This is a genomic window from Labrys neptuniae (assembly GCF_040797145.1).
Lineage (GTDB): Bacteria > Pseudomonadota > Alphaproteobacteria > Rhizobiales > Labraceae > Labrys > Labrys neptuniae.
This window is the reverse complement of the sequence record NZ_JBFNQD010000008.1, coordinates 60,652-74,202: the sequence shown is the minus strand read 5'-3', so window position 1 is coordinate 74,202 and position 13,551 is coordinate 60,652. Positions and strand designations below refer to the sequence as shown.

Sequence of the window (13,551 nt, the reverse complement as noted above, 5' to 3'; positions counted from 1 at the left end):
ATTTGCAACACTTTTGGGGGGGGGGGCGGAAGCGCCCTTTGGTTAACGGGCTCAAGCAGTGGGGGTCCGCTCGCCGATTTCCTGGCGCAGCCATTTGAGCAGGGTCGATATGGTGCGATGGCGCCAGCGCGCTTCGGGCGCGATCAGCCAATAGCTGCCCAGCGAGACGTCGGTGTCGAGGAGTTCGACCAGCCGTCCCGCTGCGATGTCCCCGTCCGCCTGCAGGCTGGTCGACAGCGCCACACCCTGGCCCGCCAGGGCGGCGTCATGGGTCGACGAGGCCGACCACAGCCACGGCCCCTTCAGCGTGGCGGCCCGGTAGCCAGCGAGACGGAAGAAGCGATGCCATTGGCTGGCATTGTCTTCATGAATGAGCTTCTGGCCGGCAAGATCGGCGAGGCTCGCAATCGGCGCCTGCGTCGCCAGCCAGGCCGGGCTGGCGACGGGAAAGATGCGCACGCGCTGGAGCAGCGCAGCCGTCACAGGCGATGCCGGCGCCTCCTCGGCGAAGATGATGGCGGCATCCGCTTCATGCCGGGCGAAATCGGGCTGGTCCGAAGTCGCGCGTACCACGATGATCGTATCCCGCAGCACGGCCTGCAGGGCATCGAGCCGCGGCGTGAGCCAGCGGGCCGCCAGGCCCGGCGCACACCACAGCCGCAACTGGCCGCGCAGGCGCTGGGCCGGCCGCAGCTCCATGGTGACTTCGGCGAGTTGACCGAAAGCCGCAGTCGTCACTTCGAACAGCCGGGCACCGGCCTTGGTCAGCCTGACGCCACGCGCCCCGGAGGTGACAAGCTGAAGATCGAACCAGGCTTCCAGGTGGCGCACATGCCGGGACACCACGGTATGGCTGACACCGAGCGCTTCGCCGGCCTTGCGCATGGATGAAAAGCGCCCGACCGCCTCGAAGGCCCGGAGCATGGACAAAGGCGGCAGCCGGCCGCCGAAGGCCGACCCGGCGCCATCGCCGGCATCCGCCTCCTTGGTGCCGGATGCAGCTTCGCTCGAAGGCCTGTTGCCTGGACCCGTCACCGCGCCACGCCCTTTCGATGCCCGATCCTGCCCCGCAGCCCCGACTGCGGCCATGCGCCGGGTGACTGGTGCCTCAAGGTTTCAGTGGTTACAAATCCGCACCACCGCGGCAGGCATAAAGCACCTGCCGCCTTGCGGCAAGACGTGGCAGGATTCGCCTCAAGCGCCTGATCAGCCGCAATCCAAGAGCGTCGTCACGGAAAGGCTCCGAACCGATCGGACAACAGCCCGTCGATGGTCCCGCACGGAGATTGACGAGCCGATCGCACAGCGCCATAGCATGCGCCCACAGCGCATTGATCAAGCAATCGGAGTTCGATCCATGAATGCACCCGCCACCAAGGCGCATGGCGCCAACCGCACCCAGACGGAGGACCTTCTGGAAAGGCGCGCCAGCGTCTTCACGCGCGGCATGAGCGCGGGCCAGCCGGTCTTCGCCGCCAAGGCCAAGAACTCCGAGATCTGGGATGTGGAAGGCCGCCGCTTCATCGATTTCGGCGGCGGCATCGCCGTGCTCAACACCGGCCACCGCCACCCGACCGTGATGAAGCGGGTGCAGGAGCAGCTCGAGCGCTACACCCATACCTGCCTGATGGTCACGCCCTATGAGCCGGCCGTGCAGGTCGCAGAAAAGCTCATCGAGATCGCACCGATCTCCGGCCCCAAGAAGGTGATGCTGGTCACCACCGGCGCCGAGGCGGTCGAGAACGCCATCAAGATCGCGCGCGCCCATACCGGCCGCTCCGACGTCGTGGTGTTCAACGGCGCCTTCCATGGCCGCACTTTGCTGGCGATGGCGATGACCGGCAAGGTCGTGCCCTACAAGACCAAGTTCGGCCCCTTCCCCGGCGGCGTCTGGCGCGTGCCCTATCCGATCGAGCACAAGGGCATTTCGGTCGAGGACACCTTCGAATCGCTGAAGTGGCTGTTCAAGACGGATGTCGATCCCAAGAACGTCGCCGCCATCGTGATCGAGCCGGTGCAGGGTGAAGGCGGCTTCTACATCGCCTCGCCGGAATTCCTCAAGCGCCTGCGCGCTTTGTGCGACGAGCACGGCATCCTCCTGGTCGCCGACGAGATCCAGACCGGCTTCGGCCGTACCGGCAAGTGGTTCGCGATGGAGCATTCCGGCGTCGAGCCCGACCTGATCACCACTGCCAAGAGCCTGGCCGGCGGTTTCCCGTTGGCCGGCATCGTCGGCAAGGCCGATATCATGGATGCACCGGAGCCCGGCGGCCTCGGCGGCACCTATGCCGGCAACCCGGTGGCCTGCGCCGCCGCGCTTGGCGTGTTCGAAGCCTTCGAGGCCGAGGACCTGCTGGACAAGTCGGCCAAGCAGGGCGAGCTCATCCTCAAGCGCCTGAAGGCGATCAAGCGCAAGAAGACCGGGCGCCCGATCGGCGATATCAGAGGCCTGGGCGGCATGACGGCTTTCGAGCTCGTCACCAGCCATGGCGGCAACGAGCCCGATCCCGCGGCGGCCAAGGCTCTCGCCGCCGAATGCCTCGAGCGCGGCCTGATGATCCTCACCTGCGGCGTCTATGGCGAAACGGTGCGCCTGCTCGCCCCGCTCACCATCCAGCCCAAGGTGCTCAAGGAAGGCCTCGACATCCTCGAAGCCGCTTTGCTCGGCACCAAGTAAGCCTGTCGCGATGGGCCGTTTCCGGCTCCTCGCCGTCACCATCCTGCTGGCGCTCCTCAGCGCCGGCGGGACTGCTCTTGCCGAAGTCCGCTTCGGCAGGAACGTCTTCATCGGCGGCCATGATTTCTCCAACCGCCGCTACGGATCGGTGCATATCGAGACGACGACGCGGCGCCCGCCCTGGTATGGCTGCCGCTGGTACCGGCCCGGCTCGCGCTATCAGGGCCGCCCGATCCGCACGCGCACGCAGATCTGCAATCTCAAGCAGATTCCCTATTCAAAAAGGCGGCGGTAGCGTGGTGGGCCGGTCTTCAGACCGGCTCTTGAGAGAGGCCCACGCCTGCTCAGCAACTCTGACGATAGATATTCTCCCTGCCATTTGTTGGCGGCGACTCATCCATCAGAATATCCATGCACTCATCGGCTTCGCCAGCGGGTGAAAACTGCAACTTTCGCTGCAATCGCAGGAACGTCCCAAGATATTTCCAATCCTTCGAGGGCGTATCGTCCTTCATCGTTAATGGATCGGCGGAAATCCTGAACGTGCCACCAAAGTCCATAACGGCAATGGCCTTTGAATCAACGCGGTATAGATTCGCTCTCAAATCCGGACCCCAATCCCACATGAGCTTTTGATCCAACGCGTTTCCGTCATTGTCGACGACCGCGATAGATCGATCTTCACCATGTTGGATAACTGTCACAGTAATACCAAGATCTATTATTGTTCTACTAACTTCTTGATATTTTAAAGAAAATACATCGGGCACATAAAATCCAATTAAGATACCCAATGTCAGCAAAAACACGCTGCACCAAAACCGACATTTGTGACCTGTATTTTCTCTTTTCTTCATAACAAGCAATTGAACGTCTTGTCATGAAGACATGTCGGCTCTCGCGACACAATTCCATGCAAAATTCGTGGATTATCAAAAGAAGGCCACCGACCGTCCCGGACCGACGCAGTCCCAGTGCCGGTCTGAAGACCGGCACACCAGGAAGCCCCCTCACACCGCCTCCCACGCGCCGCTCTTTTCCGAGCGGAACAATGCATCGATGATCTTCATGTTCTGCACGGCGTCGGCCGGACCGTAGGGCAGCGTGATCTCGCCGCGGATGGCGGCAGAGAAGGCATCGACCTCCTCGGCATATTGGTCGACCGGGGCGATGGTCTGTGCGACCGCCGAGGCGTCGCCGAGCCTGGAGCCGTCGTCGGTATAGACGGTCACGGCCTCGGCCTGCGGTGCGTTGAAGGGGATGGTGATCTCGAAGCGCTTCCTGGTGCCGACGATGTCGACCCGCTGCAGCGGGGTGAGCTGCGTCGACACCGTGAACTCGGCGCGACGCCCCTCGCCGAAATCGAGGATGGCCGAGGCGAGGCGGTCGACGCCCGTCGCCGGATCGCGATCGACCAGGGCGACCACCCGCCTTGGCTCGGCCTCGAAGATGAAGCGGCCCGCGACGATCGGATAGCAGCCGATATCGAGGATGCCGCCGCCGCCGATGTCGAGCTGGTTGCGGACATTGGCGGGATCGACATTGTAATAGGAGAAGAAGGCCTGCACGGCCCTGACCTCGCCGAGTTCGCCCGAGCGCGCGGCCTCCCTCGCCCGCAGCCATTGCGGATGGAAGCGCACCATGAAGGCTTCCATCACCAGCCGGTCGCGCGGCAGCACCAGGAGCTGCGCCGCATCCTGGGCCGTCAGGCCGATCGGCTTCTCGCACAGCACATGCTTGCCCGCCGCCACGGCCTGCAGGGTGAGAGGCACATGGAGGTGGTTGGGCAGCGGATTGTAGATGGCATCGATATCGGGATCGGCCAGCAGGGCTTCATAGGACCCATAGGCCTTGGGAATACCGAGCTCCTTGGCGACGGCCTCGGCACGGGCCAGGTCGCGCGAAGCGATGGCGACCGCTTCCGCGCCCTTCGCCCGCTGGATGCCTGGAATGACCTTGCCCGTGCCGATCTTTGCCGTTGAAAGGATGCCCCAGCGCGTCTTGGCCATCGCGATTCGCTCCCGAGAATAAGTCCGACATATGGATTCGACTCATTCTTGGCATGGCCAGGGACGGGAGGAAAGACCTGCCGTTGCAGGTGGCGCCGCCCCATCGGTGCCAGCTATGGACTCGACCTGCGAATTGGCGGCAGATAGACAGATCCGATCCTTCGGCAACAGAAATAGTTTCAGCCCAAGAAATAGTTTTAGCCATGAGCAACAACCGAACACGCCGCCCGGGCGATCCTTGGAAGAATGCCGAGGCCGTCTTCAAGCCCGCAGCACCCAAGGCACCGGCGGCGGCCGCGCCACGACCGGCCCTGCCCAATGCCAAGGAACTGGTTTCGCTGCGGATCGACCGCGACGTGCTGGAGCACTTCCAGGCTGATGGACCCGGGTGGCAGGACCGCATCAATGCGATCCTGCGGGAGGCTTCCGGCGTGGATCACTAGAGCAAAACGCGTTTTCACGAAAACGCTTTTTTACTCTAACTCTTTGGTTCGACGCGTCTTTGCGATTCCAGGTGACTCGGTCAAATCGCAAAACGCTTTAGCCCGGTCTTCGGCCGGACGAGCTGAATGCTGAGAACGACGGCTGAAAACGCGATCTCAGCCCGTCACCAGAAACTCGGGATCGGCCGGAATCTGCATGGCCGTGACCAGATGATTGGTCTTGCCGGCCAGGCCGATGATGGCGAGCAGTTCGCCATATTGCGCGTCATCCATCCCCTTGGCCCGCGCGGCCGCCGTATGGGAATGTACGCAATATTGGCAGGAATTGGCGGTGGAGACCGCGATATAGATCAGCTCGCGCGTGAGGGGATCGAGCGCGCCCTCGCCCACCATCACCGCCTTGACCTCTTCCCAGGTGCGTTTCAGCAGCACCGGATCATTGGCGAGGCCGCGCCAGAAATTATTGACGAAATCGGATTTGCGCGTCGCCCTGATGTCGTCGAACACCGCCTTCGCGGCCGGGTTGGCAGCGACCTCGTCGTCGCTGAGAAGTCTTACGGTGGCCATCTTGTACTCCTGTGTAGGTTGTGCGCGTAGCGTAACTATACAAACCCTAGCGCGACATTTGTCATTGCCGGGCTTGACCCGGCAACCCAGTCTCTTTTCAGCACAGTGAGCCCTCGGCACCTGGATGCCCGGGTCAAGCCCGGGCATGACAAAAGGTAGCGTTTCAATCGCGATATCAGATAGTTACACTCGCGCGCTCCAACCGCTCCAATCATCCACGACCTACCCCAGCCTCTCCCCGCTCTCGCCATCGAAGAGGTGGAGGGCCCTGTCGTCGAAGCCGATGCCGACCTTTTCGCCGATCTCGCGCTGGAACTCCTTGTCGACCTTCACCGTCACGCTGGCCGCCCCGCAGCGGCAGGTGACCAGCGAATGATCGCCGATCAGCTCGATGGCGAAGACCTCGCCGGCGAACTTGCCGAGATCCGGCTCGGTCACCCGGCAATCCTCGGGCCGGATGCCGGCAACCGCACGCGCCGCCGCGGTGGTGTTGGTGGTGCTGAAACCGCCGGCCTCGGAGGAAAAGCGTCCTTCCTTCAGCTCTCCCTCCAGGAAGTTCATCGGCGGCGAGCCGATGAAGCCGGCAACGAAGAGGTTGGCGGGCCGGTTGTAGATGTTGGCCGGCGTATCCAGTTGCTGCAGCACGCCCTTGTCGAGCAGCGCCACGCGATGGGCCAGCGTCATCGCCTCCACCTGGTCATGGGTGACATAGATGGTGGTGATGCCGAGCTCGTGCTGCATGTGCTTGAGTTCAGCGCGCATATGGCCACGCAGCTTGGCATCGAGATTGGACAGGGGCTCGTCCATCAGGAAGGCGGCGGGCCGGCGGATGATGGCCCTTGCGAGCGCCACGCGCTGGCGCTGGCCGCCGGAGAGCTGGCGCGGCAGGCGGTCGAGCAGATGGTCGAGCTGCACCTGGCGCGCCACATCCTTCACCGCCGCCTCGATCTCGGCCTTGGGGCGTTTGCGCACCGTCAGGGGATAGGCGATGTTGGCGAACACCGTCTTGTGCGGATAGAGCGCATAGGACTGGAACACCATGGCGATGTCGCGATATTTCGGCAGGACATGGGTGACGTCGCGCTCGCCGATCCGCACCGAGCCGGAGGTCACCGTCTCCAGCCCCGCAATCATGCGCAGGGCCGTGGTCTTGCCGGAACCGGAGGCGCCCAGCAGCACCAGGAACTCGCCATCCCTGACTTCGAGGTCGAGCCCCTTGACCACGTCGACGGCGCCGAAGGATTTGTGGACGTTGTTGAGCGTGACTTGCATCTTCAACCCTTGACGGCGCCGACCATCAGGCCTCGCGCGATATGCTTCTGCAGGAATGCGGCGATCACGATGACGGGCACGATCATGATGACGATCAGCACCGACATGTACCACCATTGCGGGCCGCGCGTGGTGTTCTGGGCCGAGACCAGCACCGGCATGGTCTGCGCATTGGCGTTGGAGAGGAACAGGGCCAGGAGATATTCGTTCCAGGCCAGGATCAGCACCAGCATGAAGGTGGCAGCCAGCCCCGAGCGCACCAGCGGCAAGGCGATGGTGAAGAACACGCGCAGCTTGGAAGCGCCGTCGATCTCGGCGCTCTCTTCCAGGTCCAGCGGAATGCCGGCGAAGAAATCGCGCGTCAGCCAGACCACGATCGGCAGGTTGACGGCGGTATAGGTCGAGATCAGCGCGATCTGGGTGTCGAGCAGCTTGAGGTTCTGGAACATCACATAGATCGGCAGCACGGCCACGATCGGCGGCATGATGCGGTTGGAGATCATCCAGAACTCGATGTCGTTGTTGCCGAGCGCCGCCTTGAAGCGCCGGCCGATGGTGCCGAGGATCATGAAGAACAGCACCAGGGCCGCCACCACCGCTGCCGGCCAGGGCACGGCAAACACGGAGACGGCGACGATGACGCCGGCGGCCAGGACGATGAAGGCGATGATCGCCGCGAGCTTGACCTGGAAGCGGATGCGCACCAGGGCATAGGCGGCGAGCGAGCCGATGATCAGGGCCAGGACGGTACTCACCAGCGCCACGATGATCGAGTTCACATAGGGCCAGAGCGTGTTGTTCTGGAACAGCATGAAGTTCCAGGCGTCCAGCGTCGGCTGGAAGTCGACGAAGGGCAGGTAATAGGGGCCGGCATCGACCTGGATCTGCACCTTGAGCGAGGTGACCAGCACCCAATAGAGCGGGAAGAGCACCACGAAGGTCCAGCCCATGAGCGCGGCATAGGTCAGCGCCTTCGGGATCGGGGCCAGTTCCTCCAGGCTGCGGCGCTCGAACAGGCGGCGCAGCAAGGGACGATCATCAGGAGTTGCACTCATCCCTGATACCTCCGGCTGGGTCGCACCACGAAATTGAAGAAGGAGACGCAGGTGATCGTCGACACGAACAGGAGCAGGTAGCCGACCGCCGCCGAGCCGCCGAAATCCTGGGTCCGCCAGGCGATGAAGGAATGCAGGGTCAGCGATTCCGTCGCCAGGCCCGGGCCGCCGGCGGTGAGCACGTTCGGCATGTCGATGATCTTGAAGGCTTCGATCAGGCGGATCAGCACCACCGTGGCCGCCACCGGCGCGATTGCCGGCCAGGTGATGTCCTTGAAGATCTGCCAGGGGCCGGCGCCATCGAGATGGGCCGCCTCGAGCTGGTCGCGCGGCTGGTTCTCGATCGCCGCCAAGAGCACGATGAACATGAAGGGCGTCCACTGCCAGGTATCGCCGACCAGCACCATCAGCCGCGCCGACCAGGCTTCCGTGGCCCAGGACCATTGGCTGACACCGAAGAGCTGGCTGAGCGGGGCGAAGGGTCCCTTCTGCATGTCGGCCAGCATGCGGAAGATGTAGGCGACGCCCACCGGCGTCACCATCACCGGAATGAAGAAGATCACGCGGAACCAGCTGCGGGCCCGGATCGGCTGGGCGCAGAGCAGCGCCAGGCCGAGACCGATCAGGAACTGGACTGAGACCCCCACCACGACATAGAGCAGCGTGTTCAGGAGCGTGCCGGGAATGCCGCCGGCCACCGTGGTGGCGAGCACGACATAGACGATGCCGGCGACCAGGCCGGCGGTGATCAGCCGCCCGAGGAAACCGAAGAGCGTGAAGCCGTCGCGGGCAAAACGCACCAGCCACAGCGCGAGCAAAGCGAGAGCCGCAGCAAAGAGCAGCCATTCCAGAAGGCCGAAGACCTTGAGCGTACCGAGGAAGTGATATTGCTGGGCCCCGAGGAACAGGCGCAGATAATTGTAGAAGCCGATGAAGGTGAGCGTGAAGCTGCCGCCGGCGAGCTTGAAGCGCGACAGCGACAGATAGGCCGAGGCGACCAGCGGAAAGATGGCGAAAGCCAAGAGGATGAGCACCGCCGGCAGCACCATGATGCGGCCGGAATGGCGATCGACCCATTGAGAGAGACGCTCCCGCCGGTCGGTTTCATCGGGGATGGAGAGGTTGACGGCCATATTTTTCTCAACGCGTCGTTTTGAGATTCAACCGGTTTTGAGATGGCGCCGCTCTTTACCCTCCCCTGGAGGGATCGGCCATTCCTCTTGAATGGCCTGGGGTCGACGCGCAGCGTCGGGGTGGGGTGACTTTTTCGCGGCAAAGGGCGTTCTGCAGCCTCGCTCGTCTTGCCAGAACGAAGCGCCTCTTCACGCCACCCCGGACTTCGTTCGCCCCTCCCCCTCCAGGAGGAAGGTAGCCCCCTATTTCGCGCCCAGCGTGTTCTTGTAGAACTTCAGCTGGTCCTCGGTGCCGATCTGGTCGTTGAGGTCCTTCCAGCCATCGGCGACCGCCTTGACGGTGGCTTCCTCGTCGATCTCGCCGGCCAGGAAGCGGGCGATCGCCTCATCCAGCACCACCTGCTGATATTTCTGGTTCTGCGGGATGCGCAGGTCCAGGATCATGTTCGGGCTGTTGAGGCTGTCCTTGATGGCACCGAGATAGGAGGCCGCCGCCTTCTCGCTCATGCCGGCCTTCTTCCAGCCGTCGTTGTAGCTGAGCTGGGAGGTGCGATAGGCGTTGAAGCCGGTCTTGCCGATGGTGACGTCGACATTCGACTGGGCCGGCGCGCTCATATAGGAGAAGAAGGCATAGGCCGCATCCTTGACCTTGTCCTTGGCCTTGACGTTGATGCCGCCGCTCCAGCCGCCGAAGGCGGCATAGGGCGCATGGTTCACACCGTCGATGGCATTCGGGCAGGTCTCCTTGGAGCAGGCTTCGAGCTTGCCGGTGTCCCAGTTCAGCACCTGCTTGGCCCCCGGCATGATGGTGGCGCCCGTCTTGTCGATCACCTTGGAGGTCGCGGGATCGATGGCGAGCACGCCGACATCACCCCAGTCGAGGTTGAGGGCGCATTTGCCGGAAGTGAACAGCGGGCGGGTGTCCGACACGTCCATGTTCAATTCGTCCGGCGGGCCATACTTGCCGGATTCCTTGAGGAAGGTCAGCGCCTTGCGGAAAGCCTCGTTATCGACGAGCGGCGTCATGTCCTTGGTGTTGAAGAAGGTGCCCTGTGACGTGCCCTTCGACTGGGTCATCGAGCCAACCACGTCGGTGACGAACCAATAGCTCTGGGCGTTGCGCTTCTTGGCGATGCAGGAGCCATAGACCTTCTGGCCGTCGACCTCCATGCCGTTCAGCTTCTTGGCCGCTTCCAGATATTCGTCCCAGGTCGTCGGCGGTTTCAGCCCTGCCTTGTCGAAGATATCGGTGCGGTAATAGAGCATGTGAAAATCGCCATCGAACGGCACCAGATAAGTCTTGCCGCCATAGCTCGACGAAAAGTCGCGGAAGAAAGGGGCGATATCGTCCCAGGCGATCGCCTTGTCCTTGGCGACCCGGCCGCCGATGTCCTCGAGATAGCCACCGGCGACATAGTCCACCATCCATTGCGGCGCGAACACGGCCGCATCCACGGAATTGGTGCCGCTCGCCCAATCGGTCAGCACCTTCTGGTAGAGATCGGAGAAGGGCACCGCGATCACGTTGATCTTGGCGCCCGTCAGCTTTTCAAATTCCGGCGCGCGCCGCTGCAGCGGCTCCTGGATGGCGCCCGTCTGCGTCATGATGTTGACGGTGACGCCATCGAATTCGCCCGCCTTGGCCGGCAGCGCCGCTCCCGCGAGCGCCGCAGCCATCAACGCGGCGCCAACAACTCCGCCTTTCGAAGCCATTCATCCCTCCCAAATGTCGTTTTTGTGTTTTTATGCCGATGTCAGGCGCTGCATTCACGCCAGTACATCCCTGCAGCCGGACATCGCGAGCCGATTATGGCACCGGCGCTGAGAAAACGTCAAATGTCGGATCATTGACTGGAAGATCGCTTTTATTCCAGAATCAGCTATAGGATCGGCGATGAGTTCTTGAACGCTATACCGTCGATGAAAGCATTGTTTACCTGCCCGTCAAGTTCACCTCTCCGGCTCCTTGCCGCAAGGGACAGTACAGTTTATCTTTCAATATTCTCGCGTTATTTCCTCTACTGTAATCTCCCGGTTTAGTCGCGGATGACCGCAAGAGCCTAAAGACCAACGACGACATGTCTCCCCGGTTCATGATGAATGACTGGCCATGTGAGGAAGCGGCATCGTGTTTGCGCCCTTGATGAAAGGCCATAAGGGGCTGGTTCGCGTCGGAGCGTCGCAATGGAGCGTATGCGAGGTCGATCCTCACTTCGTCTTCAAGCTCGGCCCCTGGCCCGCCAGATATGTCGCCATCGAAGTCATTTCGAACGGCCCAGAGCTCGAACCACACCTTTACATCGATACCGGCTATGGTTTTCGGCCCGAACAGGTACTGCCGCTGCCAGCGGCGCGTCACGGCGTCTATGCCTTCCGGACCAGCGGCATCAAAGGCTTCCGTCGCGTGCGCTTCGACCCCTGCGAGGACTATCCGGGGGCGAACGGGGAGCAGGGCAGCTTCACCCTGAACATCCGCACGGCCCGCTCCCTGGCCTCGCTCCGCCGGCAGCTCGGCACCGCCGCCGACCACTTGCATCTGCTCGAGCTCGACGAATTGGCCAAGGCGCCGCCACCTCCGCGCCAGCTCCCGCCGGAGGAGCATTTCCGGGCCGTCCTGCATCTTGCCGAGGCCGGTCTTCGGCAGATGGAGCCATCCGAGGAAAGACCGCCGGCACCGCTGCTGTCCTTCGTGGTTCCGCTTCGCGATACGCCGACCGCCTTTCTCGATACCCTCCTGAACTCGCTGCGCGGCCAGCGCGCCGGCAACTGGGAACTGCTCCTGTGTGACGATGCATCCAGCAACAGGGCTACCCTCGCCTGGCTCGAACGCCTGGAGGGACAGCCTCGGATCCGCATCCTGCGCAATCCGCGCAATCAGGGCATTGCCGACACCACCAATCTTGGCCTCGCCGCGGCGCAGGGGGAATGGGTCGGCCTCATCGACCATGACGACGCCCTCGCGCCGCTGGCCCTCGACTATCTCAACGAGACCATCCGCCGCCATCCCGACGCACAGTTCATCTATACCGATGAAACCATCACCGACGCCAAACTGAAACCGACGGGCTATTTCTTCAAGCCCGCCTATGACCCCGTGCTGTTGTCGGGGGTCAACTACATCAATCACCTCTCGCTCTATCGGCGCCAGCGTCTGCAGGCGCTGGGCGGCCTGAGCGCCGGCTTCGACGGTTCGCAGGATTATGAACTCCTGCTGCGCTATCTCTCGGGACTGCCGGCCGAGACCATCGTCCACCTGCCCTACCCCGCTTATCTGTGGCGGCGGCACCGGACGTCCTTTTCCAACGCCAACCTGGCCACGGCGGTCGGCCACGCCCGCCGGGCCCTAGCCGCGCATTATGCCAGCGACGGCATCGCCGCGCCGGTTGGTCCGGCACTGGTACCCGATCTTCACCGTGTCGAACTTGCGCCCGATCGCCACCAGTGGCCCTCCGTCAGTATCGTCATTCCCAATCGCGACAGTCCCGCTTTGATCGGCCGCCTGCTGGCCGACCTCTATGAACGCACCGACTATGCCGATTTCGAGATCATCATCGTCGACAATGGCAGCACGAACGCACAGACGCTGTCTCTCTACGAGACCATGGGCGGCCAGCACGACAACTTCCGGACGGTGATGACAACCGAGCCCTTCAATTTCTCGCGCCAGGTCAACCGGGGCATGCGGGAAGCAAGGGGGCAGGCGATCCTGCTGCTCAACAACGACATCGAGATCGCCGCCGCCGGCTGGCTCAAGGAAATGGTGAGCTGCCTCGACTATCCGCAAACCGGCATCGTCGGTGCCCGCCTGCTCTATCCCACCGGCAGGCTGCAGCATGCGGGTGTCATCGTCGGGCTCGGCGGTCTGGCCGGCCATTGGTACGCCAACGCAGCGCAGGACTCGTCGGGACCGATGAACCGTCTCAAGGTACGCCAGACGCTCAGTGCCGTCACCGGCGCCTGCATGCTGATCTCGCGCCAATGCTACGCCCAGGTCGGCGAGTTCGACGAGACGGCTTTTGCCATCGCCTATAACGATGTCGATTATTGCCTGCGTGCAGCCGCCGCCGGCATGCGGACCGTGTGGACGCCCTTCGCCACCCTCACCCATCATGAATCCGCCTCACGGGGCAGTGACGAGACCAAGGCGAACAAGGAACGCTTCCAACGCGAAAAGGAGGCCTTACGCCAAAAATATCATACGTATGCCTTCGAGGATCCAGCTTACAGCCCCTGGTACTCCAGGCATTTGGCCACCCCCCGAGAAATTCTGCCGCCAACCCTGCCATCGCCGCGCTCCTGGACGACAATCCCGACTGGTTCCGGCGAAACCGACATGTCCCTCCTGTTCAAGGCCGACCAAGCATGACCGTCATCACCGGGCACCAATCCCGCAAG

General features: G+C 62.9%; 12 protein-coding genes. 4 read left to right on the top strand and 8 right to left on the bottom strand.

The window, feature by feature from the left end; all coding sequences use genetic code 11:
• Nucleotides 1–51: 51 nt before the first annotated feature.
• On the bottom strand, nt 52–1,035 hold the full coding sequence (locus tag ABXS05_RS21735) for a LysR substrate-binding domain-containing protein (RefSeq protein ID WP_367625370.1): 984 nt from the start codon (nt 1,033–1,035) through the stop codon (nt 52–54).
• Between the two features lie 322 nt (nt 1,036–1,357).
• Here ABXS05_RS21735 and gabT point away from each other — a divergent pair, with 322 nt between their 5' ends.
• Nucleotides 1,358–2,677: a 4-aminobutyrate--2-oxoglutarate transaminase gene (gene gabT, locus ABXS05_RS21730; protein WP_311933036.1), complete on the top strand. Its 1,320-nt coding sequence runs from the start codon at nt 1,358–1,360 to the stop codon at nt 2,675–2,677.
• 10 nt (nt 2,678–2,687) lie between these two features.
• Nucleotides 2,688–2,972, top strand: coding sequence for a hypothetical protein (locus tag ABXS05_RS21725; RefSeq protein ID WP_367625369.1), 285 nt, complete (start codon nt 2,688–2,690; stop codon nt 2,970–2,972).
• Between the two features lie 49 nt (nt 2,973–3,021).
• On the opposite strand, the gene ABXS05_RS21720 is transcribed toward ABXS05_RS21725, so the two are convergent.
• Together ABXS05_RS21720 and ABXS05_RS21715 are read right to left on the bottom strand one after the other, a co-directional pair.
• On the bottom strand, nt 3,022–3,534 hold the full coding sequence (locus tag ABXS05_RS21720; RefSeq protein WP_367625368.1) for a hypothetical protein: 513 nt from the start codon (nt 3,532–3,534) through the stop codon (nt 3,022–3,024).
• A gap of 153 nt (nt 3,535–3,687) precedes the next feature.
• The gene (locus ABXS05_RS21715; RefSeq protein WP_367625367.1) at nt 3,688–4,686 is read right to left on the bottom strand and encodes a Gfo/Idh/MocA family protein; all 999 of its coding nucleotides are present in this window, start codon (nt 4,684–4,686) and stop codon (nt 3,688–3,690) included.
• 203 nt (nt 4,687–4,889) lie between these two features.
• Here ABXS05_RS21715 and ABXS05_RS21710 point away from each other — a divergent pair, with 203 nt between their 5' ends.
• On the top strand, nt 4,890–5,129 hold the full coding sequence (locus tag ABXS05_RS21710; RefSeq protein ID WP_367625366.1) for a BrnA antitoxin family protein: 240 nt from the start codon (nt 4,890–4,892) through the stop codon (nt 5,127–5,129).
• Between the two features lie 156 nt (nt 5,130–5,285).
• On the opposite strand, the gene ABXS05_RS21705 is transcribed toward ABXS05_RS21710, so the two are convergent.
• The 5 genes from ABXS05_RS21705 to ABXS05_RS21685 form a co-directional block, all read right to left on the bottom strand.
• Complete coding sequence (locus ABXS05_RS21705; RefSeq protein ID WP_068293269.1) at nt 5,286–5,696, bottom strand: carboxymuconolactone decarboxylase family protein; 411 nt, start codon at nt 5,694–5,696, stop codon at nt 5,286–5,288.
• A 222-nt stretch (nt 5,697–5,918) separates the two neighbouring features.
• Nucleotides 5,919–6,968, bottom strand: coding sequence for an ABC transporter ATP-binding protein (locus tag ABXS05_RS21700; RefSeq protein ID WP_367625365.1), 1,050 nt, complete (start codon nt 6,966–6,968; stop codon nt 5,919–5,921).
• Between the two features lie 2 nt (nt 6,969–6,970).
• Nucleotides 6,971–8,023, bottom strand: coding sequence for a carbohydrate ABC transporter permease (locus tag ABXS05_RS21695; protein WP_367625364.1), 1,053 nt, complete (start codon nt 8,021–8,023; stop codon nt 6,971–6,973).
• A complete protein-coding gene (locus ABXS05_RS21690) occupies nt 8,020–9,156 on the bottom strand; it encodes a carbohydrate ABC transporter permease (protein ID WP_367625363.1) in 1,137 nt (378 codons plus the stop codon). The genes ABXS05_RS21695 and ABXS05_RS21690 overlap by 4 nt, the downstream gene beginning before the upstream one ends.
• A 243-nt stretch (nt 9,157–9,399) precedes the next feature.
• Entirely contained in the window at nt 9,400–10,869 is a 1,470-nt protein-coding gene (locus tag ABXS05_RS21685) for an ABC transporter substrate-binding protein (protein WP_311933024.1), read from the bottom strand.
• A 415-nt stretch (nt 10,870–11,284) separates the two neighbouring features.
• On the opposite strand from ABXS05_RS21685, the gene ABXS05_RS21680 reads away from it, so the two are divergent.
• A complete protein-coding gene (locus ABXS05_RS21680; protein ID WP_367625362.1) occupies nt 11,285–13,522 on the top strand; it encodes a glycosyltransferase family 2 protein in 2,238 nt (745 codons plus the stop codon).
• Nucleotides 13,523–13,551 lie beyond the last annotated feature (29 nt).